Origin of the sequence: Micromonospora sp. NPDC126480 (assembly GCF_040302465.1) — a bacterium.
Lineage (GTDB): Bacteria > Actinomycetota > Actinomycetes > Mycobacteriales > Micromonosporaceae > Micromonospora.
Window position 1 is genome coordinate 1 of record NZ_JBEORU010000051.1, and the last position, 23,098, is coordinate 23,098.

Below are 23,098 nucleotides of genomic sequence, written 5' to 3' on the forward strand. Positions count from 1 at the left end.
ACGCTCGGCTGGGACACCCCAGCCGAGCGCCTCGCTACTCTCCTAGCCGTCACCAACTAACCACCGTGTTGCAACGACCCCTTGAAACCACCCCGCAGGCGTTAACAAGGGGCCCTTCCTTTCACGCGGTGCGGAGTAGGTGGGCGGCGCGCTCCGGGGCGATGTCGTTGATGAAGACGCCCATCCCGGACTCCGACCCGGCCAGGTACTTCAGCTTGTCCGTGGCCCGCCGGATGCTGAACAGCTGCAGGTGCAGGTGGCCCAGCTCGCGGTCGACGCGTACCGGCGCCTGGTGCCAGGCCGCGATGTACGGCATCGGCAGGTCGAACAACCCGTCGAAGCGGCGCAGCAGGTCCAGGTAGAGCGGCCCGAACGCGTCCCGCTCGGCGTCGCTGAGCGCCGGGATGTCCGGCACCGGGCGGTGCGGTGCCACGTGCACCTCGAACGGCCAGCGGGCCGCCGCCGGGACGTACGCCGTCCAGTGCTCGTTGCCGGTGACCACCCGGTCCCCGGCGGCGCGCTCGGCGGCCAGCACGTCCGCGTACAGGTTGCGCCCGCCGGTGCGCTCGGCGTGTCGGCGCGCCGCCGCCAGCAGCGCCCGGGTCCGCGGGGTGACGAAGGGGTACGCGTAGACCTGCCCGTGCGGGTGGTGCAGCGTCACGCCGATCTCCACGCCCCGGTTCTCGAACGGGAACACCTGCTCCACACCGGACAGCTCACCGAGGGCGGCGGTCCGGTCGGCGAGCGCGTCCAGCACGGTGCGCACCCGGCGCGGGGGGAGACTCGCGAACGAGGCGTTGTGGTCGTCGGTGAAGCAGACCACCTCGCACCGGCCCTCGCCGGGCCGGACCGGGGTGAACGGGGTGATCTCCGTCGGCTCCTCGGCGATCCGGCCGCTCAGCGAGGGGAAGCGGTTCTCGAACACCACCACGTCGTAGTCGGGCGCGGGGATCTCGCTGAGCCGCCCGGCGGTGGACGGGCAGAGCGGGCACTGGTCGGGCGGCGGGAGGAAGGTCCGGGTCTGCCGGTGTACGGCCACCGCCACCCACTCGTCGGTGAGCGGGTCGTACCGCAGCTGTGACGCCGGCGGGGGCGGTGGCAACTCCCGGCGGTCCGGCTGGTCGCGTACGGCGTCGTCGCGCTCGTCGAAGTAGATCAGCTCGCGGCCGTCGGCCAGCCCCATCGCGCTGCGCTTCACTCCGCCACTCCTCCGCTTGCCGGCGTGGTCCGGCCCGTGCCACTGACCACCACCAGCTCCCCGACCCTCTCGTCGAGTACCCGCCGAGCGTCGGCGGGCATCCCGTCGTCGGTCACCAGGACGTCGGCGGCGGCGAGCTCGACGATCGAGGAGAGCCCGACGGTGCCCCACTTGGTGTGGTCGGCGAGCACGACCAGGCGGTCGGACGCGGCAACCAGCGCCCGATCGGTCTCGGCCTCCATGAGGTTGGGTGTGCTGAAGCCGGCCCGTTCGCTGATTCCGTGCACGCCGAGGAACAGCAGGTCGAGGTGGAGCGAGCGGATCGCGCCGACGGCGAGCGGCCCGACCAGCGCGTCGGAGGGGGTACGGACACCGCCGGTGAGCACCACGGTCTGGTCCGGCCGCCCGCCGGAGTGCAGGATCTCGGCCACCGGCAGGGAGTTGGTCACGACGGTGAGGCCGGGCACGTCGGTCAGCCTGCGGGCCAGCTCGGCGGTGGTGGTGCCGGCGGAGAGCGCGACCGCCGCGCCCGGGCGTACCAGCTCCGCGGCCCGTACCGCGATGGCGGCCTTCTCCGGCAGTTGCCGGACCGACTTGGCCCGGAACCCGGGCTCGTCGGTCGAACCGGGCCCGGCGACCGTGGCGCCGCCGTGCACCTTGGCCAGCAGCCCGCGCTCGTGCAGGACGTCCAGGTCGCGCCGGATGGTCATGTCCGACACGCCGAACTCGGCCGCCAGTTCGGTCACCCGTACGCCGCCGGCCGCCCGGACCCGTTCGAGGATGGCCGCCTGCCGCTGCTGCGCCAGCATGCGCCGCACCTCCACGCGTGGTCGCCGCGCACTCTCACGCGGTCGAACGTGTTCCAACAAGAACGAACACTAGCGCGCAGGTACCACCGGGGGAAAGGGAGAGTGGGCAGCTACACGGTGGGGTGGCGGGGCTCGACCCAGCCGGTCTCGGTGAGATGGTGCAGTACCGCCTGCACCGCCTCGTCGATCGGCAGGTCGCTGGTGTCGATCACCACATCGGCGTCGGTCGGCTCCTCGTACGGGTCGTCGATGCCGGTCATCCCGGTGAGCAGGCCGGCACGGGCGCGTGCGTACAGGCCCTTGCGGTCGCGCTGCTCGCAGACCTCGAGCGGGGTGGCGACGTGCACCAGCAGGAAGCCCGCGCCGGCGCACCGGGCCATCTCCCGGGCGGTGGCCCGCGCCTGGGCGTACGGGGCGATCGGGCAGCAGATCGCCACGCCGCGGTGCCGCGCGATCTCGGCGGCCACCCAGCCGATCCGGCGGACGTTCGCGTCCCGGTCGGCCTTGCTGAAGCCGAGCCCAGCCGACAGTTCCCGGCGGACCACGTCCCCGTCGAGCAGGGTGACCGTCCGCTCGCCCTGCTCGCGCAGGGCGTCCGCCAGGCCCCGCGCGATGGTGGACTTGCCGGAGCCGGACAGGCCGGTCAGGAAGACGACCAGGCCCCGGTAGCGCCGGGGCGGGCGGGCCCGGACCAGCTCCTTCGCCACCGCCGGGGGCGTGTGCCACTCCGGCAGCGGGAAGCCCCGGTCCAGCAGGTCGTCGATCTCGGCCTGGGTCAGCGCCAGCCGCCGGTTGCGCGGCGGGATGTCGTCCCGCCAGCGCCACTGCCCGTCACGGTTGTCGTAGGCCAGCTCGCGTGGAATCAGCACCCGCAGGCCGGCCCCGGAGAGCATCTCGCCGGTGGACAGCAGGTGGGTCACCCCGTACGCCGCCGACACCCGAGCCCGCAGCAGTGCGTCGCTGATCTCCTCACGACGGTGGGACAGCGGAACGGCGACAAGGGTCGCCGGGGGCATCCGGTCACGGGCGGCGAAGATGCTGCGGACCAGGGCCTCCGGCGGCAGCCCGCTGCCGCTGTCCTCGCCGACCGGGATCAGGACCAGCAGATGGGCTCCGAGAGTGCGGGCGGCGTGCGCGATCTGCGCGAGCTGCGGCCGGTGCAGCGGGCGGTCGGCGATCACCCCGAGCACCCGGCCGGGCGGCAGCAGCGCGCGTACCTCTTCCGGGGTGCGGCGCAACCGCTGGAACGGCCCGTGGCCCCCGTCGCCGAGCCGGCGCACCGGGCCGCCGACACCGGCCACCCCGTCGCGGACCTGCCAGCTGTCGGTCACCTCCAGCGCCGCCACCGGGGCGCCCTCGCCGTCGGTGAGCACCAGGGTGCGGCGCGCCGGATCCCGTACGTCGAGCCCCTGCGCGAGCGCCGCGGGCACCTGGAGGGTCACCGGCACCGGCCAGGGCGCCCCGTCGGCGAGGCGGCCGCGCCGGCTCACCGACACCAGGTCCGCCCGGGTCATGAAGCCGGTCAACGGGGTGTACGCCCCGGTCAGCAGCAGCTCCAGGTCGGCCAGCTCGCCGGGGCGCGGCGTGTACGCCGGCGCATCCCGCAGCACCTCGTCGGGCAGCACCCCACCGTTGCTCATCGAACCCCCCAAACCGCTGGCCGGCACACAGTTTCGCAGCCCACCCCGGGATCGTCGAGTGCCACTCCCCGTGTCCGGGGGCGACCGGACAGGCGGCCCCCTAGTGGTGGGATCAGGGGCGCGCCGGATGCCGTGCCGGCGCCCGGCGTGCCTAGGCTGGGCGGCGTGACACTCATCGCGACCGAGTCGCTGACCAAGACGTACGGGGGTGGGGTCACCGCGCTGGCCGACCTGACCGTCGCGGTCGAGCCCGGCATCATCGGCCTCGTCGGCGCGAACGGCGCCGGCAAGTCCACGCTGATCAAGATCCTGCTCGGCCTGCTACCACCCACCGGCGGGCAGGTCCGGGTCCTCGGCCTGGACCCGACCACCCAGTCCGACCAGGTGCGCGCCCGGGTCGGCTACATGCCGGAGCACGACGCCCTCCCGCCCGACCTCTCCGCCGCCGAGCTGGTCACCCACCTCGGCCGGATGAGCGGCCTGCCCAGGACGGTGGCGCGCGAGCGGGCCAGCGAGGCGCTTCGGCACGTCGGGCTCTACGAGGAGCGCTACCGCCCGGTGGGCGGCTACTCGACCGGCATGAAGCAGCGGGTGAAGCTCGCCCAGTCGCTGGTGCACGACCCGGACCTGCTGCTCCTCGACGAGCCCACCAACGGCCTCGACCCGGCCGGGCGGGACGCCATGCTCGCCCTGATCCACCGGATCGGCACCGAGTTCGGCATCTCGGTGCTGGTCTGCTCGCACCTGCTCGGCGAGGTCGAGCGCATCTGCGACACCCTGGTCGCCATCGACGGCGGGCGCCTCCTGCGCGCCGACCGCATCGACGCGATGACGTCGGCCACCGACGTGCTCGCCGTCGAGGTCAGCGAGGGCACCGAGGTGCTGGCCGGGCGACTGGCCGAGCTGCGCCTGCCGGTCCGCCGGGACGGGCGCCTGCTGCTCGTCGAGCTCGCCGACGACGCCACCTACGACCTGATCCTCGGCGCGGTCGCCGAGCTGGACCTGCCGCTGCACCGGCTGGACCAGCGCCGGCACCGGGTGGCCGAGCTGTTCGCCACGAGGGAGCCCAGCCATGTCTGAGCCGGCCGGTGTCATCCACGACATCGGGTACCAGCGTTACACCGGTGCCCGGCTGGGCCGGGGCGCCGTGTTCGGCGCCCTGTACCTGCACGGCGTCCGCACGGTCTTCGGCTTCGGCCGCAGCGCCAAGGCGAAGATCTTCCCCTGGCTGGTGGTGGGCATCGTGACCCTGGTCGCCGCCGGGGCCACGGCCGTGCGCAGCCAGATCGGCGAGGTCGTGCTGACGTACGCGCAGTTCGCCGACAACATGAGCTGGCTGGTCATCTTCTTCGTCGCGGTGGCCGCCCCCGAGCTGGTCAGCCGGGACCTGCGCAGCGGTGTGCTGCCGCTGTACTTCTCCCGGCCGCTGCCCCGGTCCGACTACCCGCTGGCCAAGCTGCTCGCCATGGTCACCGCGCTGTGGCTGCTGCTCGGCGGGCCGCAGCTGGTGATGTTCCTCGGTGCCGCCTTCACCACCCAGGACGGGATGCGGGGCGTCTGGAACGAACTTCTCGACCTGCTGCCGGGCCTGCTCTACGCCGGCCTCTGGGCGGCGGTCTTCGCCTCGATCGGACTGCTGATCGCGTCGCTCACCGGCAAGCGGGCCTTCGCCGCCGGTGGGATCGTCGCGGTCTTCCTGATGACCACGCCGATCGTCGGCATCCTGTCCATCCTGCCCTCGACCACGGTGAACGAGCTGGCCTTCCTCGCCTCGCCCTCGACGCTTGTCAACGGCGTGGGTACGTGGGCTCTCGGTGAGCTGCTGGTGTCCGAGGGCGGCGGGCCACCGATCGGCGACTTCGGCCCGGTCTACGCCCTCGCCGCCGTGGTGCTCGTCGCCGCCTGCGTCACCCTGCTGCTGGCCCGGTACCGGAAGGTGGCCACCCGATGACCGCGATCAGTGCCGACCCGATGCCGGCCACCACCCGCACGACGAGCACGCTGAACCTGGCGGGCGTCTCCCGCTGGTACGGCAACGTGGTCGCCGTCAACGACGTCAGCATGGAACTCGGCCCGGGGGTCACCGGGCTGCTCGGGCCCAACGGTGCCGGCAAGACGACGTTGCTGCACATGATGGCCGGCTTCCTGGCGCCGTCGCGCGGCACGGTCACCCTGGACGGCGCGCCCACCTGGCGCAACCCCGAGGTCTACCGCCGGCTGGGCCTGGTCAGCGAGCGGGAGGCGGTGCACACGTTCCTCAGCGCGTACGAGTTCGTGCTGGCCAGCGCGAAGATGCACCGTTTGCCGGACCCGGTGGAGGCGACCCGGCGGGCGATCGCTCTGGTCGAGCTGGAGAGCGCGCAGTCGCGCCGGATCGGCACGTACTCCAAGGGCATGCGGCAGCGCGCACGGGTGGCCGCGGCGCTGGTCCACGACCCGCAGGTGCTGCTGCTCGACGAGCCGTTCAACGGGATGGACCCGCGGCAGCGGCTGCACATGATGCAGTTGCTGCACCGCCTCGGCGCCGCCGGCCGGACCATCCTGTTCAGCTCGCACATCCTCGAGGAGGTCGAGCAGGTCTCCGGGACCGTGCAGGTGATGGTGGCGGGCCGGCTCGCCGCCTCCGGTGATTTCCGGACGATCCGCCGCCTGATGACCAACCGGCCGCACGTGTTCGCGATCCGGTCCACCGACGACCGGGCCCTCGCCGTGGCGCTGATGGCCGAGCCGTCGGTGAGCGGCGTGGAGCTGGACCGCACCGGGCTGACCGTACGGGCCGGCGACTACGGTGCCTTCACCCGCGTACTGCCCAAGGTCGCCCTGGCCGGGGGCATCCGGGTCCGGCAGCTCGTGCCCGAGGACGAGTCCCTGGAGAGCGTGTTCTCCTACCTGGTGGAGGCCTGAGCATGTCGACCGTTTCCTGGATCACCGCGCGGGGGCTGTTCGGGCGGCGCCGCTTCCTGCTGCTGTTACCACTGCCGGCGCTGCTGGTGCTGCTCGCCGTGCTGTCCCGCTCGCTCGGCGTTGACCCGGGCGAATGGGGCCCGGCGGTGCTGGTCGGCTTGGGGCTGGCCGTCGTGCTGCCGGTGATCGCCCTGATCGTCGGCACCGGGGTGCTGGGTGCCGAGATCGACGACGGCACGGTGGTGCACATCCTCACCAAGCCGCTGCCGCGCTGGCAGATCATCCTGCCGAAGCTGGCCGTGGCCGCCGGGGTCACCGCGGTCACCGTCTCCGTGCCGCTCTACGTGGCGGGCGTGCTGGCCGACTCGGTCCGCCTCGGGCTGGCGCTCGCCGCCGCCGCCTCGATAGGTGCGCTCGCGTACTGCGCGCTGTTCGTCGCGCTCAGCCTGGTGACCCGACGGCCGGTGCTGCTCGGGCTGGTGTACGTGCTCATCTGGGAGGGACTGCTGGGCAACTTCGTCAGCGGCACGAAGGTGCTCTCCATCCAGCAGTACGTGATCACGCTCGCCGACCGGTTCGCCCCGACCGAGCTGCTCGCCGCCGACGTGTCCGTACCGGTGGCGACGGTGATGACGGCGCTGATCGCGGTCGGCTTCACCGTCCTGGCGATCGACCGGCTCCGCTCATTCTCGGTGGCCGGCGAAACCAGCTGAGGCGCGAGGCGGGCCCCCTGGCAACACCTGCGAGTGTTAACAGGGGGCCCTTCCTCTACCTCAGGCGTTAACAGGGGGCCCTTCCTTACACCTCAGAAGGCGCAGGCGATCACCAGTTCCGGGGTGCGGTCGGGGAGCAGGTCGAGCTTGCCGATCCGGCCCGCCGCCCGCAGGTCGTCGGCGACCACCGCGAGCCGGTCGAGCAGCGCGGCCGGGCCGAGCGCCTCGGCCAGCGGCACCTCCGCCTTCATCGACAGCTTCCGCTCCGACTTGGCGCGGCGCACCTGGCTGAGCGCGTCCCCGGCGAGCCGCAGCAACTCCGGGTCACCCTCCCCGGTGATCGCCCGCCCCACCTCGTACGTCGTCGGCCAGGGCGCCCGGTGCACCGAGCCGTACCGCCACCAGGACCACACCTCCTCGGTCGCGTACGGCAGCACCGGGGCGAAGAGCCGGAGCTGCACCGAGAGCGCCGTGGCCAGTGCCGCCCGGGCCGAGTCCGCCCCCGGCCCGGTGGCGTAGGCGCGCTCCTTCACCAGCTCGATGTAGTCGTCGCAGAACCGCCAGAAGAACCCCTCGGCGGCCTGCAACGCGGCCGTGTGGTCGTACGCCTCGAACGCCGCCGTCGCCGCCGCCACCACGCCGGACAGTTCAGCGAGCATGGACCGGTCCAGCGGTTCGACCGCCGGGGCGCGCAGGGCGTCGGCGGCGCCCAGCCCCAGGGCGAACTTCGACGCGTTGAGCAGCTTCGTGGCGAGCCGCCGGCCGACCTTGATCTGCGCCGGGTCGAAGGCGAGGTCGGTGCCCGGCCGGCCGTTCGCCGCCCAGTACCGCACCGCGTCCGAGCCGTGCTGCTCCAGCAGCGCCATCGGGGTGACCACGTTCCCCTTGGACTTGGACATCTTCTTGCGGTCCGGGTCGAGGATCCACCCGGACAGCTCGGCGTCCCGCCAGGGCAGCACCCCGTGCTCCAGGTGCGAGCGGACCACCGTGGCGAACAGCCAGGTCCGGATGATCTCCTGTCCCTGCGGGCGCAGGTCCATCGGGAACACCCGGCGGAACAGGTCCGGGTCGGTCTCCCACCCGCCGACGATCTGCGGGGTGAGCGACGAGGTGGCCCAGGTGTCGAGCACGTCCGGGTCACCGACGAAGCCACCGGGCACGCCGCGTCGGGACTCGTCGTACCCGGGCGGGGCGTCGGTGGACGGGTCGACCGGCAGGGTGGACTCCTCCGGTGTGAGAGGGTTGGCCCAGTCCGGCTCGCCAGCGCCGTCGAGCCGGTACCACACCGGCACCGGCACACCGAAGAAGCGCTGCCGGCTGACCAGCCAGTCGCCGGTCAGGCCGCCCACCCAGTGCTCGTAGCGGTGCCGCATGTGCTCGGGCACCCAGCGCAGCTCCCGGCCCCGGGCCAGCAGCTCCTCCCGGAGGTCGGCGTCCCGGCCGCCGTTGCGCAGGTACCACTGCCGCGTCGACACGATCTCCAGCGGCCGGTCGCCCCGCTCGTAGAACTTCACCGGGTGGGTGATCGGGCGCGGCTCGCCGACCAGGTCGCCCGCGTCGGCCAGCAGCTCCACCAACGTCCGCCGCGCGCCGTTGACGGTCTGCCCGGCCAGCGCGGCGTACGGCTGCGCCGGCACGCCGGCCGGCGGCTCCGGCAGCAGCCGCCCGTCCCGGCCGATCACCACGCGGGTGTCCAGCCGCAGTTCGCGCCACCAGGTCACGTCGGTGAGGTCACCGAACGTGCAGACCATCGCGATGCCCGTGCCCTTGGCCGGGTCCGCCAGCGGGTGCGCGCGCACCGGCACCTCGACCCCGAAGACCGGGGTACGCACAGCCGCGCCGACCAGGTCCACGTACCGCTCGTCGTCGGGGTGGCAGACCAGCGCCACGCACGCCGGCAGCAGTTCGGGCCGGGTGGTGTCGATGAGCACCTTCCGCCCGCCGGGCGCGTGGAAGCGCAGCCGGTGGTACGCGCCGGGCCGCTCCCGGTCCTCCAGCTCCGCCTGCGCCACGGCGGTGGCGAAGCCGACGTCCCACAGCGTCGGCGCCTCCGCCTGGTACGCCTGACCCCGGGCCAGGTTCCGCAGGAACGCCCGCTGGCTGGTCGCCCGCGCGATCCGCCCGATCGTCGTGTACGTCAACGACCAGTCGACGGAGAGCCCGAGCCGCCGCCACAGCGCCTCGAACACCTGCTCGTCGGCGACGGTCAGCCGCTCGCACAGCTCGATGAAGTTCCGCCGCGAGATCGGCGTCGGGTCCTTGCGGGCGGCGTCGTCCACCGGCGCGGACGGCGGCACCCAGGCCGGGTCGTACGGCAGGTCGGGGTCGCAGCGCACCCCGTACACGTTCTGCACCCGCCGCTCGGTCGGCAGCCCGTTGTCGTCCCAGCCCATCGGGTAGAACACCGTCCGCCCGCGCATCCGCTGGAAGCGGGCCACCAGGTCGGTGTGCGTGTACGAGAAGACGTGCCCCATGTGCAGCTCGCCGGATACGGTCGGCGGAGGCGTGTCGATGGCGTACACGTCCGCCCGCTCCTTCGAGCGGTCGAACGCGTACGTGCCCTCCTCCTGCCAGCGGCGCGCCCAGGTCTCCTCGAGCCCGTCCAGGGTCGGACGCTCGGGGACGCCGGCGCGGGCCGTCCTCGCCGTATCAGTCATCCGTCGATCGTAGACAGCGACCGTTGGCCGGGCACCGGTTTACCGCGGCAGCGCGTCCGGGTCGGACGACGAGAGGGGGACCACCGGGTGCCGGATGAACAGCGGGCCACGGGTGGCCACCTGGAGGCCGAGCCCGGTGCGCGCGTTGGCCCGGTCCAGGATGGTGGAGACCGGCGCGTAGACGTTCTGCTCGTTGGCGTTTGAGCACCGGCCGCTGCCCGGGTCCCCGTACGAGAGGATCCCCAGCGCCCGTCCGTCCGCCTCGGTGAACAGCGGGCCGCCGCTGTCGCCCGGCCGGGCGCAGATCCGTACCTGAATGCCGCCGTTGGTCCTGGCGGTGACCTCGCCGCAGCGGGTACCCGGCAGGTAGCCCGCCCCGGCGCCGGAGTCGACGTACTGCTCACCGGCCTTCGGCGTGTACGCCGAGCCGGTCGCGCAGACCACCCAGCCGACCTGGATGCCGCTCGCCGGCACCAGGCCGGTGACCGGGACGTCCCGGCTGCGGGTGCAGCGCGGATTGTCCGGCACGCACCAGTAGTTGATGAGGCTGGGCTGGTCGCCGTGCTTGCGGGGCGGGTACGCCCACCGCTCGGCCCCGTTCGACACGTACGGCATGATCGCGTAGTCGTAGGGGAAGGCGTTCTCGGCGAGCACCGGGGCGGTCGACTCGATGCCGACCCGCAGCTTCGGGCCGAGGAACTGGTGCCACGTCCGGTCCACGTGCTGGTGCCGTCCGCCCACGACGCAGTGCCCGGCGGTCAGCACGTACGGCTTGCCGGTCCGGTCGACGATGTTGAAGCCGGTCGTGCAGCCGCCGACGGTGCCGTCGTCGCGGGGCACGTCCAGCCGGATGCCGCCGCGCATCGGGGCCTGTTCGCAGTACCGCGGGTCGCAGGCCTTCGGCACGCTCGTCCCGGCCACCCGCGCCTGGGCCCGGGCGGGCACGCCGGCGTCCGCGAGGGCGCGGGCGAGCCGCGGGTCGTCGGCCGCCACCCGGTCGCCGGTCAGCACCACGACCTCGTTGGCCTGCTGGTCGACCACCACGTCCGTCCCGGCCGTCGCGTCGAGTGCCGTGGCGAGCCGGGCCGCGGCGGCGGTGAGCCGTGCCAGCGGGGCCCGGACCGGCACGACGCGGACGTGTGCGCGGTCCGGCAGCGCGGCGACCGCCGAGCGCACCGTCCCGGTCTCCGTCGCCCCGATCGTCAGCACCCCGCCGCCGGCCTGGTCCAGCCACATACCGCCGTACTCGGCGGGGAACCGCTCGGCGAGCCGTGCGGCGAGGGCGGCGGACCGGTCCTGCAGGGCGAGGCGCCGGGCGGCCTCGCTCGCCGAGACGCGGTAGCGGTCCCGCAGGTAGGCGACCGACGCGGGGGCCGCCCTGCCGAGCGCCGCGGCCGACGGGCCGCCGACGGTCACGCCGGGCACGTCCGCCGGCCGGGACGCCGGTGCGGCGGTGCTCGACGCGCTCTCGCCGGGCGCCGGGTCGGCCGTGGTGCCGGCGGCGCCGAGCTTCTGCCGGGCGCCGGTCGCGATCGGCGGCGCCTGGTCCGGTCCGCCGTCGCCGGTCAGCAGCACGACGGCGGAAGCTCCGAGCGCGCAGGCCGCGGCGAACCCCGCGACGACGACACGTGTCCTGGCCCCCACGCCGTAACCTCCCCGTGTGTCCGGCGATGCCCGATCGGCGGTGGGAACCGGCCGCCACGACCGATCGGCGTCCCGTGATCCTAACCAGGACGTGCCTTCCAGGAGCGCCCGGTCGTTCGGCCCGTGCAGCGGACGGCACGGCGGGAGCCGGTGTGACAGCATCACCGCGTCGGCTCGGGCAACGGGGAGGCCACCTTGGACGACGGAACGCGACCGCGGGTACGGCAGGGGCCGCGGGCGGTGTGGCCCGAGCTGATCGCCGTGGTCGCCGCAGCATCGGTCGGGGTCGTCGTCGCGGCCGAGGGGTTTCCGATGGCGCTGTACGCCTCCTTCGCCGACATCCTGCTCGTCGGGTCCTGGCCGCCGGGCATGTACGCGCCGGCACTGCTGGCGGTGGCGATCGCCGTGCCGGCGCTGCTTCCGCGGTTGCCCGGGTGGCTGGTGGCCGCCGTCGGTCTGGCCGTGTTCCTCGTGGGTGGCCTGGTCGTCGCGGACCCGATGGCGGTGCTGTTCCGGGTCGGGCCGGGCACCACGCAGCAGTTCGTCGCCGCGTTCGCCGGCCCCGCCGGCCTCGGGCTGGCCCTGGGCGGGGTGCTGCTCGCGCTCGCGCAGTCCTCGCCGTCCGTCTCCTGGCTGGTGGGTGCCGGCCTGGCCGGTGGGTTGGTGCTGCACACGGTGAGCGGCGAGCTGATCCGTGCGGTGCGCACCGCTGGCCCGGAGCCGGACGTGGCGACGGCGGCCACGGACGGTGGCTGGTCGCGCGACCTCGACGTACAGCTCTGGCTCGCCGTCGCGCTTGTCGTCGCCGCAGTTGTGGTCCATTCCCTGCGACCGGGAACGAGTCCGGCCGGCTCCGCGCGACCGCGCCCGGGTGTGCCGCTGGCGGTGCTCACCGTGACCGTGTTGCTCCTGGCGGGTCTCGCCCTGCGGAGGTGGCTCATCCGCGAGTTCCGCCTCGATCCCGCCGGAAGTTTCCACGTCATCGGCGAGGCCCCGGGCCCGCGGGGCGGCGCGTCGTTCGCCCTGTTGTCCTCCGTCGTGCTGGCCGCCGCGGCGGCGCTCCTGCTGGCCCACCACGCTCACCGGGCCGGCGGGGCGCCGGCCGTGCGCTGGGTGTTGCTCGGTGCGGCGGCGGGGCCGGTGATAGCGGCCGAGTTCCCGAGGCCCGGCTCGGCTTCGCCGCTGCTGGTCCTCCCGGTCGGTCTGCTGGCGGTGGCCGGCGGTGCACTGGCGGCCCGGTACGCGCCACGCCTGCTGCCCTGGGACGCCGTCGGGCTGCTCGTGGTCGCCGCCGCGGCGGCGACCATCTGGCCGCCGGCGGGCCGGCCGGCGGACGCGATCGGGACACTCCTGGTCACCGCCGGCCTGGGCCTGGCCCTCGGGGCCGGCATCGTCCTGGTGACCGGTCCGGTGCGGCCGTCGCCGGGCGCGGCCCCCGAGGCCGACCCGGCGGACCCGGCGGACCCGGCAGGCCCGGCCGACTCGCTGGGCCCGGCGGACCCGGCCGGCGCGGCTGACCGGGCTCCGGAGGCCCACCGTTCCGGCGTGCTCGTCCTCGGGCCGGCCACGGCGATGCTCTGCGCGACGGCCCTCGCACCGGCGCTGCTGCGCTTCCAGTTGGGCGCCCTGCGGGAGATCGAGCGGTCCTTCACCGTGCCGCTCTACGCCGCGGCGGGAGCCGTGCTGCTGGTGCTGGTCTTCGGCTTCGCGCGGACGGTCGACCGGCGCCGCCCGCCCCTGCCGGTCGAGGAGACCGCCGCCAGCTCGTAGGAGACGTGGCCTACACCAGCGAGTCGAGCCACCGCTGGTGCAGGGTCGCGTACCGGCCCTCCGCGGCGATCAGCTCGGCGGGCGGGCCGTCCTCGACGACCCGGCCGGCCTCCAGCACCAGCACCCGGTCGGCGATCTCCACGGTGGAGAGCCGGTGCGCGATGACGAGTGCGGTGCGTTCCCGCAGGATGGTGCCGAGTGCGCGCTGGACCGCCCGTTCGGTGGGTACGTCGAGGGACGAGGTCGCCTCGTCGAGGATCAGCACCGCCGGGTCGGCCAGGAACGCCCGCGCGAACGCGACGAGCTGCCGCTGCCCGGCGGAGAGCCGCCCGCCACGGCGGTGCACCTGCGTGGCGTACCCCTCGGGGAGCGCGGCGATGAAGTCGTGCGCGCCGATCGCCCGGGCGGCGGCCTCGACGGCGTCGTCGTCGGCGTCGGGACGGCCGAACCGGATGTTCTCGGCGACCGTCCCGCCGAAGAGGTGGGTCTCCTGGGTGACCAGGACGAGGGCGCGGCGCAGGTCGGCGTCGGCGAGGTCCCGCAGGTCCACGCCGTCCAGCAGCACGGCGCCGTCCAGCGGATCGTGGAAGCGGGCCAGCAGTTTGGCGACGGTGGACTTGCCGGCGCCGGTCGGCCCGATCAGCGCGACCGTCTGCCCGGCCGGGACGGCCAGGTCCAGTCCGGTCAGGATCGGCGCGTCCGGGCGGTAGCCGAAGGTGACCGACCGGAACGTCACCGCGCCGCGGCCGGGCCCGGCCGGCAGCGCCACCGGCCGGGCGGGCTCGGGCACCGACGGCCGCTCGTCGAGCACCCCGGCGAGCTTCTCCAGTGCCGCGGTGGCCGACTGCAGTGAGTTGTAGAACTGGCTCAGCTCCTGCATCGGCTCGAAGAACCGCCGCAGGTAGAGCAGGAAGGCGGCGAGCACCCCGATCTCGGTCTGACCGCCCAGCACCCGCCAACCCCCGTAGCACAGGACCATCGCGACGGTGACGTTGCCGATCAGCTTGATGCCCGGCGAGTACGTGGCGATCAGCCGGAAGGCGCGCAGGCTGGCCTGCCGGTAGTCGTCGCTCACCGCCGCGAAGATCCGCTGGTTGCGCCGCTCGCGGCGGTACGCCTGCACCGCCCGGATGCCCCGCAGCGACTCGACGGCGTGGACGATGACCAGGGCGATCGTCTCCCGGGTCCGCCGGTACGCGGCGGCCGAGGCGCGGGCGAACCAGCGCGACAGCCAGTACAGGAACGGGAAGGCGAGCAGGGTCACGGCGGCCAGCGGCAGGTCCAGCCAGAGCAGGATCGCGGCCACCGACAGGATCGACAGGGCGGCCAGCACCAGGCTGTCGACACCGCCACCGACCAGCTCGCCGATCGAGTCGAGGTCGCTGGTGAGCCGAGAGACCATCCGCCCGGACGTGTACCGCTCGTGGAACGCCACCGACAGGCGCAGGAACTGGTCGTACACCCGCTGCCGGAGGTCGAGCAGGACGGCCTGGCCGATCCGCGCGGAGAGGGCGAGGAAGCCGCGGCGCGCCCCGTACTCCACGGCGGTGGCCACGGCGAACGCGGCGGCGATGCCGGCCAGCGGCCGGGCGTCGCCGGCCCGCAGCGGCGCGATGGCCCGGTCGATGCCGAGCATCACCAGGTACGGCCCGGCCATGCCGGCGGCGTTCTGGCTGAGCAACAGCGCGACCGCCGCGACGAGCCGGCCCCGGTGCGGGCGCAGCAGGTCGCGCAGCAGCAGCCGGCTGCGGGCGCGCAACCGGGCCACCGCGGCCGGATCGGCGTCCTCGGCGCGGCTCCGGTCGGCGTCCGGGTCGGTGGCGATGCCGCGCCAGCTCGCCAGGTCGGCTGGTCGCCGGGGGGACGGCACGGGTGACGGCGGCACAGGGTTGTCGCCGCCGTCCTCCGTCACGACCGCACCAGACCTCGGCCGCCGGGTGTCGGGTCTCCCGCCGGTGGGCGCGGCGGTGGGTCCGGCGACAGCAGGGCACGGTACGCGGGGACGGCGGCGAGCAGTTCGGAGTGCCGACCCACGGCGCTGATCCGCCCGTCCTCCAGCAGGGCGACCCGGTCGGCGGACGCGATCGTCGCCGGCCGGTGCGCCACGACCAGGGCCGTCGTGTCCCGCAGCACCCGGCGCAGGGCGGCCTCGACAAGCGCCTCGGTGTGCACGTCGAGCGCGGACAGCGGGTCGTCGAGCACGAGCAACGCCGGACGGCCCAGCACGGCGCGGGCCAGCGCCAGCCGCTGCCGTTGCCCGCCGGACAGCGACAGGCCCTGCTCGCCCACCCGGGTGGCCAGCCCCCACGGCAGGTCGTACGCGAAGTCGGCCTGCGCCAGGGCGAGCGCGACGCGTACCTCGTCCTCGCCGGCGTCCGGCCGGCCCAGCGTCAGGTTCTCCCACACCGACATCGAGAACAGCGTCGGCTCCTCGAAGGCCACCCCGACGAGCCGGCGCAGCGAGGCCAGCCGCAGCTCGCGCACGTCGTGCCCGTCCAGGGTCACGCGACCATCGGTCACCTCGCGCAGCCGCGGGACCAGCGACAGCAGGGTGCTCTTGCCGGAGCCGGTAGCGCCCACGAGCGCCACCGTCTCGCCCGGTTCGACGGTCAGGTCGACCTCGCGCAGAACCGGCTCGCCGCCGCCCGGGTAGCGGAAGGAGACCCCCTCGAACGCCAGCCGCCCGCGTACCCCGGCCCGGTGGAGGGTGACCGCGCCGGGAGCGTCCACGATGGCCGGCGGGGTGTCCAGCACCTCGCGGACCCGGTCGGCCGCGGTCGCCGCCTCCTGCCCGCCCGCGATGATCCAGCCCAGTCCCTGCACCGGCCAGATCAGCATGAGCTGGAGGCTGACGAACGCCACCAGCTCCCCGATGCTGAGCACCCCGTTCGCGGCGGCCGCCGCGCCGGCGACAAGCACGACGCCCAGGGTCAGGTTCGGCACCAGGTCCAGCCGGGCGGAGGTGGTGGCGAGGAGCCGCCCCTTGCCGACGCCGGTGTCGTGCAGGGCGCGGGCACCGGTGGCGAAGCGGGCGGCGAGGTCCGGCCCCCGCCCGTACGCCTTCATCGTGCGCAGGCCCTGCGCGGTCTCCTCGACCAGGGTGGCGAGGTCGCCCTGCTGGTCCTGCATGCGGCGGGAGGCGGCGTGGTACGCGTGCGCGAACCGCCGGGTGACGAGGAACAGCGGCACGGCGCTTGCCGCCACCGCGAGCCCCAGCACGGCGTGCAGCCGGATCAGCAGCATCACCACGACGACGTACGTGACGACGTTGAGGATCAGGAAGAACAGGCCGAAGGAGAGGAACCGGCGGATCACCGACAGGTCGGTGGTGAGCCGGGAGAGAAGCTGGCCGGACTGCCACCGGTCGTGGAAGCTGGGCGGCAGCCGTTGCAGGTGGGCGTAGACGTCGGACCGGATGGCCGCTTCCATTCCCACGGACGAGGACGACTGCACCCAGCGCCGGATGAAGATCAGCAGGGCCTCGGCGAGGCCGAACAGCAGCGCCAGGCCGGCGAGGCGGACCAGCCCGGCCGGATCCTGCCGGGCGACCGGACCGTCCACCACGCGCTGGGCGACAAGCGGCACGGCGATCCCGGCGGCCGTCGCGGCCAGCCCGGCGAGGAGCAGCCAGGCGAACTCCGCGGCGTACGGGCGCAGGTAGTGCCGCAGGCTCCAGAGGCTCCGCAGCGGATGTCGGCCCGTGGTGGGGGCCGGGTCGCCGTCGCTCTCCGCAGGCACTACCCGACGGTAGCGGCAAATGGGAGCGGTGCCGCTGTCAGCTTGCCGTCAACCGGCGCTCATGACCGAGAAGCCACTTCTTCACGTCCAGCCCCCAGCGGTAGCCGCCGAGCGTGCCGTCGGTGCGCAGCACCCGGTGACAGGGCACGAAGAGCGCGGCGGCGTTGCGGGCGCAGGCCGCCGCGGCGGCCCGTACCGCGGCGGGACGGCCGGCCAGTTCGGCGAACCCGGTGTACGTGACCGGCTCGCCCGGCTTGATCTCCCGGAGCACGGTCCAGGCGTGCGCCATGAACGCCCCGCCGGTGTGCTGCTCGACCGGCACCGCGTCGATCGCGGTCAGGTCGCCGTCCAGGTAGCACGCGACGGCCGCGGTGATCGCCCCGAGGTCGGGCCGGGCCCGCACGGGTGCTCGCAGGCCGCTGTGGACGAGGGGGAGCAGGGCCTGCGGATCGGCGGTGAAGCCGGCGGCCCGGACCGTCCCGCCGGGCCCCGCCAGGATGCTGAGCGGGCCGGCCGGGGTGTCGATGACCGTGCTGTCGATGGTGTTCATGCTGCTCTCCAGAGTCGGATCACCGCATAGGAGCGCCAGGGGCGCCAGCGGTCGGCGTACGTGTTCAAGGTTTTCGGGTCGTCCGGGAGGCCCAGGGCGGCGGCGCCCCGGCGGACGGCGAGGTCGGTGGCGAGGAGGACGTCCGGGTCGCCGAGCGCGCGCAGCGCGACGTAGTCCGCCGTCCACGCCCCGATGCCGGGCAGCGCCAGCAGCCGTCGCCGGGTCTCCTCCCGATCCCCGCCCGGCTCCAGGTCGAGCGACCCCTCCGCGACGGCGAGCGCCAGCCGTCGGATGGTCTCCCGCCGCGCGGCGGGCATCCGAAACCCGGAGTCCGGCACCCGAAGCACCTCCTCGGCCGCTGGAAACCCGCTCAGCCCGTGTTGATCAAGAGGTTTTCGGGTGCGCGACAGCTCTTCCGTGACCAGTTCCTCTTGATCAACAAGGGTCGGGGGTGGGGTGGGGACGTGGGTCAGGAGGCGGGTCAGGGTGGTGCGGGCGGAGGTCACCGAGACCTGTTGGCCGATGATCGCGCGGACGGCCATTTCGAAGCCGTCGACCGCGCGCGGAACGCGGACGCCCGGCTCCGCCGCGACCGTCCGGGCCAGGGCGGGATCGGTGGCGAGGGTCTGGTCCACCGCGGCCGGGTCCGCGTCCAGGTCGAGCAGGCGGCGGCAGCGCGCCACCGCCGGGGCCAGGTCGCGCATGTCGGTGAGGCGCAGGGTCGCCAGCACGTGCCCGTCCGCCGGGGTCAGCGCCGCCTCGCCGGTGCCGTGCGGCAGCCGCAGGCCCCGGTGGTACGTGCCGTCCCGCACCTCGTCCACCCCGGGCAACGCCCGCAGTGCGAGGAAATCGAGCAGCGACCGGGCGTGCAGCGGCGGCCGGTACGCCAGCCGCACCGTGATCGTCCCCGCCCCGCCCGGGACCGTCCGCCGGCCCGGGAGGCCCCGCAGCTCCGACGGCGAGACCCCGTACACCTCGCGGACGGTGTCGTTGAACTGCCGGACACTACCGAAGCCGGCGGCGAACGCGATGTCCGCCATCCCGAGGTCCGTGGTCTCGATCAGGGTGCGCGCGGTCTGCGCGCGTTGCGCCCGGGCCAGCGCGAGCGGGCCCGCCCCCAGCTCGGCGCGGAGCATCCGGTGCAGGTGCCGCTCGGTGTAACCGAGCCGCGCCGCCAGGCCGGGCACCCCGTCCCGGTCGACCACGCCGTCGGCGATCAGCCGCATGGCGCGCCCCACCACGTCGGCGCGAACGTCCCACTGCGGCGAGCCCGGCGCGGCGTCCGGCCGGCACCGTCGGCAGGCCCGCAGGCCGGCGCCCTGCGCCGCGGCGGCGGACGGGAAGAACCGGACGTTCTGCCGTTTCGGGGTGATCGCCGGGCAGGACGGCCGGCAGTAGATGCCGGTCGAGGTCACACCGGTGTAGAACCAGCCGTCGAACCGCTGGTCGCGGCTGTCGACGGCCCGGTAGCACCGTTCAAAGTCCAGGTCCACGCACCGATGATGCCCCCGCCCGGGTGCGACCGGCTGGCGGAAATCGGACCTGGGTGTAAGGAGGGGCCCCTTGTTAACGCCTGCGGTAGAGGAAGGGCCCCCTGTTAACACCCCCGCGTGGCCGCGTACGCGCGACGCCCGTCACCGCGTGTGCGCCAGCGCCCAGGCCAGCACCTCGTCCGCGATCCGCTCCCAGCCCTCCTGGGCGGGCAGCAGGTGGGCGTAGCCCGGGTACTCCCGGATCTCGGTGACGGTCTCCGACCGGTAGTGCGCCGCGTTCGACCGCTGGACCGCGGGCGGCATCAGGTGGTCCTCGCCACCGGAGACGAACAGCAGCGGAGCGCGGGCGTCGTTGTGGTAGTCGACCCAGGTGTCCTGCCGGCCGGGCTTGACGTTCGCGAGCAGGCTGTCCCAGAAGACCGCCGCGGACGCCGGCACGTGGTACCGCCGGTACAACGCCAGCGACTCCTCCTCGGTGAACGTGTTCGTGAACGCGTACCGCCACTGGTCGGGTGTCAGCCCGACCGCGCGGTGCCGGTCGAACGGGTCACGCAGCACCGGGAAGGCGGCCTTGAGCTGCGCGGGAGGGGTGACCTTGACGCCCTCGGTGGGCGCCGAGTTGATGGCGACGCCGGCCGCACCGAGGCCGTGGTCGAGCAGGATCTGGGTGAACGCGCCGCCGGCCGAGTGGCCCATGATGACCGGCGGGGTCGGCAGCGCGCGGACCACGGCCTCCAGGTGGTCGATGATGTCGCGTACGGTCAGCCGCTCGACCGGCGTCGGGTCTGCGTTCAGCGCCGCCACCCCTACCTCGAAGCCGGGGTACGTGGGCGCGAGCACCCGGTAGCCCTGCGCCTCGTAGCGGCCCTTCCAGCCCTCCCAGCTCAGCTCCGTCACCCAGAATCCGTGCACGAGAACGATCGTGTCGGGCTTCATGGCACCCCCCGTGACCTGGCCCGTTTCGGGGGAGCCTAGCCGTGGAGGGGGCCCGGTCGAGCGGAAAGTGTCGGTTGTGGTCGGTACCGTCCCGCCACCAACTCAAGAGAAGGGTGCGGCCATGGCGAGCGGGGCGCGTCGGCAGGCGACGTCGACACGGGACGGGCACCCTCCGCTGGATCGCGCGGTCATGCAGGGCTTCTACGCCCGCATGCGGGCGGTGGCTCCGGCGGCGGTCGGGGCGCTCGACCGCGACCGCACCGGTGATCCGGGACGGGCGTTCGGCGACACCGCCTGCGGCCGGCTCGTGCGCTCCCTCGACCCCGACGGGCTGCGCGCCCTCGGCATGTGGGTGCACCACTGGTGCATGCGCTTCTACGACGACGACACCCGGGTCGCTCTGCGCCTGCTGCGGGAGCTCGCCACCCGGCCGGGGCTGGGCTGGACGGCCGACGAGGTCCGTTGGATGCTCCGGGAGTCGTACGCGGCCGGCCCGGCCGCCGACGGGCGCTTCACCCTGCCGCTCGCGGCGGCGGCCGAACTCGCTCCGGGGGTGCTACGGATCGAGCCGATGATCCCCCGCCAGCCGGGTCCGCGGGACTGACCGGACGCCGCCGTCGGGTCGGACGCCACCGGGCGGCGCGGGGGCACCTGGCCGGCCACGGTGGCGCCGATCGCCAGGGCGAACCCGGTGAGCTGCAGCGCGGTCATCGCCTGGCCGAGCACCGCCCAGCCGAGCGCGGCAGCGGTCAGCGGGCTCAGCGCGCCGAGCAGGGAGACCTGGGTGACCGGCAGCCGGGCCGCGCCGCGGAACCAGAGGGCGTACGCGAGCGCTGTGCCGACGAGGGTCAGCCAGGCGTACCCGGCGAGGGCCGGCAGGTCGGGCGCCGGCGGTGCCCCTTCGACCAGCAGGGCGGCGGGCACGATCAGCAGCCCGCCGGCGGTGAGCTGCCAACCGGTGGCGGTGAGCGTGCCCACCCCCGGCGGGCGCCCCCAGCGCCGGGTCAGCACCAGTCCGGTCCCCATCGCCGCGGTGCCGGCCAGGCCGGCGGCCACCCCGAGGGCGTCCAGCCCGGCGCCCGGCCGGAGCACGACCAGGGACACTCCGGCCAGTGCCGCGACCGCGGCGGCGAGCGCGCGCGGGTGTGGCCGCTCGCGCAGCACCAGCACGGTCAGGCCGGCGACCAGCAGCGGCTGGGTGGCGCCGAGGACGGCGGCCGTCCCGCCGGGGAGCCGGTACGCGGCGAGGAAGAGCAGCGGGAAGAACGCGCCGATGTTCAACGCGCCGAGCACGGCCGACCGCCACCACCAGGATCCGTGCGGCCGGTGCCGGGTCAGGGCGAGCAGCAGCAGGCCGGCGGGGAGGGCCCGGATCACGCCGGACCAGAGCGGCCGGTCCGGGGGCAGCAGCTCGCTGGTGACGAGGTACGTCGTCCCCCAGGTGACCGGTGTGACGGCGGTGATCAGCGGGTCGAGCCGGCGGTGGTCCATCGGTCCTCCTAAGAAGCTCTAGGCTAAGTAGCTTAGCGCTAAGCTACTTGAGGTCGAGTGATATGGGAGGTGCGACGTGCGGCACAATCCGGGTGTGGCGCAGCGGGACGACGTCGACGGCATCGTCGAGCAGTGGCAGCGGGAACGGCCGGGCATGCGACCGGAGCCGATGGCCGTCTTCGGCCGGATCTACCGGATCGCCCGCCTCGTCGGCGACGAGCAGGAGCGCACGTACGCCCGCTGGTCGATCGGCCGCGGCGAGTTCGACGTCCTCGCCGCGCTGCGCCGGGCCGGCGCGCCGTACACCCTGGCGCCGAAGGCGCTCGCCGCGTCGCTGATGCTCACCTCCGGCGGCATGACCGGCCGGCTCGACCGGCTGGAGCGGGCCGGCCTGGTACGCCGGTCGCCCGACCCGACCGACCGCCGGGGACTCCAGGTCACGCTGACCGAGACGGGCCGTACCCTGGTCGAGGAGGCGGCCGAGGCCGGGCTGGCAGTCCAGCGCCGCCTGCTCGACGCGCTGCCGCCCGAGGACCAGGAGCGCCTGGGTGACCTGCTGCGTACCCTCCTCGGCGCGGTCACCGACCGCGATCGGTGACGGCGCGACTCACGCCAGGATCGACGCCAGGTCGCCGGCACGGTGCCTCCCCAACCGGCCGGATGCCCCGGTGCCGCCAGCGTGGCGAGCGGCCGTGCGGCAGGATGGGCGGCGCTCCCGACGGAAGGACGATCGTGGCCGCCAGCGAACCGACCATCCTCGCCACCAGCATGGGCATCTACGCGCCGCGCAAGGACGGTAGGGCCCGGCGGATCAACCCGGTCTTCGACCTCGCCGCCGACCTGGCCGGAGCCGGGCGCGAGCCGCGGATCTGCTTCCTCAACCAGGCCGAGGGCGACCAGCCGGCCACGCTGACCCGGGTGTACGAGGCGTTCGCCGGCAGCCGGTTCCGGATGACCCACCTGGCGCTGTTCCCGATGCCGAACGTCGACGACGTCCGGGCGCACCTGCGGGCGCAGGACATCGTCTGGGTCGGCGGCGGCAGCGTCGCGAACCTGGTCGCCGTGTGGCGGGTGCACGGCCTCGGCGACATCCTGCGTGAATGCTGGGAGGCCGGCATCGTGCTGGGCGGGGTCTCCGCCGGCTCGATCTGCTGGCACGCCGGCGGCGCCACCGACAGCTTCGGACCCACCCTGCGCGGCTTCACCGACGGTCTGGGCTGGCTGCCGTACGGCAACGGCGTGCACTACGACAGCGAGGAGCAGCGCCGGCCGCTCATGCACCGGCTGGTAGGTGACGGGACGCTGCCGACGTCGCACTGCACCGACGACGGCACGGGTCTGCTCTACCGGGGTGAGCGGCTGGTCGAGGCGATCGCGGACCGGCCGGGGGTGTCCGCGTACGAGGTCAGCCGGGGCCCGGACGGCAGTGTCCGGGAGACACCGGTCGGGCCACGCCTGCTCGCCTGAGCCTGAATCCACCGGTGGTTGGTGAGGTGGGCGTGTTGGCCGATGAGGATTGACTGTTGTTGATTGGTTGGGGTGGTGGGCAGGTCAG

At 74.2% G+C, this 23,098-nt stretch carries 18 protein-coding genes and 1 pseudogene; 8 read left to right on the forward strand and 11 right to left on the reverse strand.

Translation table 11 applies throughout. The features are described from left to right. Nucleotides 1-121: 121 nt before the first annotated feature. The 3 genes from galT to cysC form a co-directional block, all read right to left on the reverse strand. Nucleotides 122-1,183 carry a galactose-1-phosphate uridylyltransferase gene (galT, locus tag ABTW87_RS29545; protein WP_502891670.1) on the reverse strand — a complete coding sequence of 354 codons (1,062 nt, stop codon included), beginning with the start codon at nucleotides 1,181-1,183 and terminating at the stop codon, nucleotides 122-124. Nucleotides 1,184-1,194: 11 nt separating this feature from the next. Next, on the reverse strand, nucleotides 1,195-2,007 hold the full coding sequence (locus tag ABTW87_RS29550; protein WP_350654643.1) for a DeoR/GlpR family DNA-binding transcription regulator: 813 nt from the start codon (nucleotides 2,005-2,007) through the stop codon (nucleotides 1,195-1,197). Nucleotides 2,008-2,117: 110 nt separating this feature from the next. Then, nucleotides 2,118-3,647 carry an adenylyl-sulfate kinase gene (gene cysC / locus ABTW87_RS29555; RefSeq protein ID WP_350654645.1) on the reverse strand — a complete coding sequence of 510 codons (1,530 nt, stop codon included), beginning with the start codon at nucleotides 3,645-3,647 and terminating at the stop codon, nucleotides 2,118-2,120. Between the two features lie 165 nt (nucleotides 3,648-3,812). On the opposite strand from cysC, the gene ABTW87_RS29560 reads away from it, so the two are divergent. The 4 genes from ABTW87_RS29560 to ABTW87_RS29575 are packed head-to-tail and all read left to right on the forward strand — an operon-like array spanning nucleotide 3,813 to nucleotide 7,264. Next, nucleotides 3,813-4,727: an ABC transporter ATP-binding protein gene (locus tag ABTW87_RS29560; RefSeq protein ID WP_350654647.1), complete on the forward strand. Its 915-nt coding sequence runs from the start codon at nucleotides 3,813-3,815 to the stop codon at nucleotides 4,725-4,727. Beyond that, nucleotides 4,720-5,598: an ABC transporter permease gene (locus ABTW87_RS29565; protein ID WP_350654649.1), complete on the forward strand. Its 879-nt coding sequence runs from the start codon at nucleotides 4,720-4,722 to the stop codon at nucleotides 5,596-5,598. Before ABTW87_RS29560 ends, ABTW87_RS29565 begins: the two co-directional genes overlap by 8 nt. Next, entirely contained in the window at nucleotides 5,595-6,551 is a 957-nt protein-coding gene (locus ABTW87_RS29570) for an ABC transporter ATP-binding protein (RefSeq protein WP_350654651.1), read from the forward strand. The genes ABTW87_RS29565 and ABTW87_RS29570 overlap by 4 nt, the downstream gene beginning before the upstream one ends. Before the next feature lie 2 nt (nucleotides 6,552-6,553). Further along, nucleotides 6,554-7,264, forward strand: a complete 711-nt coding sequence (locus ABTW87_RS29575) for an ABC transporter permease (protein WP_350654653.1) — start codon at nucleotides 6,554-6,556, stop codon at nucleotides 7,262-7,264. A gap of 92 nt (nucleotides 7,265-7,356) precedes the next feature. On the opposite strand, the gene valS is transcribed toward ABTW87_RS29575, so the two are convergent. Both valS and ABTW87_RS29585 read right to left on the reverse strand, forming a co-directional pair. Further along, the gene (valS, locus tag ABTW87_RS29580) at nucleotides 7,357-9,921 is read right to left on the reverse strand and encodes a valine--tRNA ligase (RefSeq protein WP_350654654.1); all 2,565 of its coding nucleotides are present in this window, start codon (nucleotides 9,919-9,921) and stop codon (nucleotides 7,357-7,359) included. Between the two features lie 39 nt (nucleotides 9,922-9,960). Continuing rightward, entirely contained in the window at nucleotides 9,961-11,565 is a 1,605-nt protein-coding gene (locus ABTW87_RS29585) for a S1 family peptidase (RefSeq protein ID WP_350654655.1), read from the reverse strand. Between the two features lie 195 nt (nucleotides 11,566-11,760). Between ABTW87_RS29585 and ABTW87_RS29590 the strand changes: the two genes are divergently transcribed. Continuing rightward, complete coding sequence (locus ABTW87_RS29590; RefSeq protein WP_350654657.1) at nucleotides 11,761-13,335, forward strand: hypothetical protein; 1,575 nt, start codon at nucleotides 11,761-11,763, stop codon at nucleotides 13,333-13,335. A gap of 10 nt (nucleotides 13,336-13,345) precedes the next feature. Here ABTW87_RS29590 and ABTW87_RS29595 read toward each other — a convergent pair whose 3' ends face one another. The 5 genes from ABTW87_RS29595 to ABTW87_RS29615 all read right to left on the reverse strand — a co-directional run bounded on the left by ABTW87_RS29595 (nucleotide 13,346) and on the right by ABTW87_RS29615 (nucleotide 20,052). Continuing rightward, nucleotides 13,346-15,247 carry an ABC transporter ATP-binding protein gene (locus ABTW87_RS29595; RefSeq protein ID WP_502891669.1) on the reverse strand — a complete coding sequence of 634 codons (1,902 nt, stop codon included), beginning with the start codon at nucleotides 15,245-15,247 and terminating at the stop codon, nucleotides 13,346-13,348. Further along, nucleotides 15,244-17,073 carry an ABC transporter ATP-binding protein gene (locus ABTW87_RS29600; RefSeq protein WP_350654658.1) on the reverse strand — a complete coding sequence of 610 codons (1,830 nt, stop codon included), beginning with the start codon at nucleotides 17,071-17,073 and terminating at the stop codon, nucleotides 15,244-15,246. Before ABTW87_RS29600 ends, ABTW87_RS29595 begins: the two co-directional genes overlap by 4 nt. Nucleotides 17,074-17,110: 37 nt before the next feature. Continuing rightward, on the reverse strand, nucleotides 17,111-17,623 hold the full coding sequence (locus ABTW87_RS29605) for a methylated-DNA--[protein]-cysteine S-methyltransferase (RefSeq protein WP_350654659.1): 513 nt from the start codon (nucleotides 17,621-17,623) through the stop codon (nucleotides 17,111-17,113). Beyond that, nucleotides 17,620-19,116 carry an AlkA N-terminal domain-containing protein gene (locus ABTW87_RS29610; RefSeq protein ID WP_350654661.1) on the reverse strand — a complete coding sequence of 499 codons (1,497 nt, stop codon included), beginning with the start codon at nucleotides 19,114-19,116 and terminating at the stop codon, nucleotides 17,620-17,622. The genes ABTW87_RS29605 and ABTW87_RS29610 overlap by 4 nt, the downstream gene beginning before the upstream one ends. A 141-nt stretch (nucleotides 19,117-19,257) precedes the next feature. Beyond that, on the reverse strand, nucleotides 19,258-20,052 hold the full coding sequence (locus tag ABTW87_RS29615; RefSeq protein WP_350654662.1) for an alpha/beta hydrolase: 795 nt from the start codon (nucleotides 20,050-20,052) through the stop codon (nucleotides 19,258-19,260). A gap of 121 nt (nucleotides 20,053-20,173) precedes the next feature. Between ABTW87_RS29615 and ABTW87_RS29620 the strand changes: the two genes are divergently transcribed. Further along, a complete protein-coding gene (locus tag ABTW87_RS29620) occupies nucleotides 20,174-20,656 on the forward strand; it encodes a hypothetical protein (protein ID WP_350654664.1) in 483 nt (160 codons plus the stop codon). Nucleotides 20,657-20,775: 119 nt separating this feature from the next. On the opposite strand, the pseudogene ABTW87_RS29625 reads toward ABTW87_RS29620, so the two are convergent. Then, nucleotides 20,776-21,543: pseudogene (locus tag ABTW87_RS29625) on the reverse strand (EamA family transporter); the annotation flags it as partial. Between the two features lie 94 nt (nucleotides 21,544-21,637). Between ABTW87_RS29625 and ABTW87_RS29630 the strand changes: the two are divergent. Together ABTW87_RS29630 and ABTW87_RS29635 are read left to right on the forward strand one after the other, a co-directional pair. Further along, nucleotides 21,638-22,141, forward strand: a complete 504-nt coding sequence (locus ABTW87_RS29630; protein WP_350654666.1) for a MarR family winged helix-turn-helix transcriptional regulator — start codon at nucleotides 21,638-21,640, stop codon at nucleotides 22,139-22,141. A 104-nt stretch (nucleotides 22,142-22,245) separates the two neighbouring features. Next, nucleotides 22,246-23,010, forward strand: a complete 765-nt coding sequence (locus ABTW87_RS29635; protein ID WP_350654667.1) for a Type 1 glutamine amidotransferase-like domain-containing protein — start codon at nucleotides 22,246-22,248, stop codon at nucleotides 23,008-23,010. Nucleotides 23,011-23,098 lie beyond the last annotated feature (88 nt).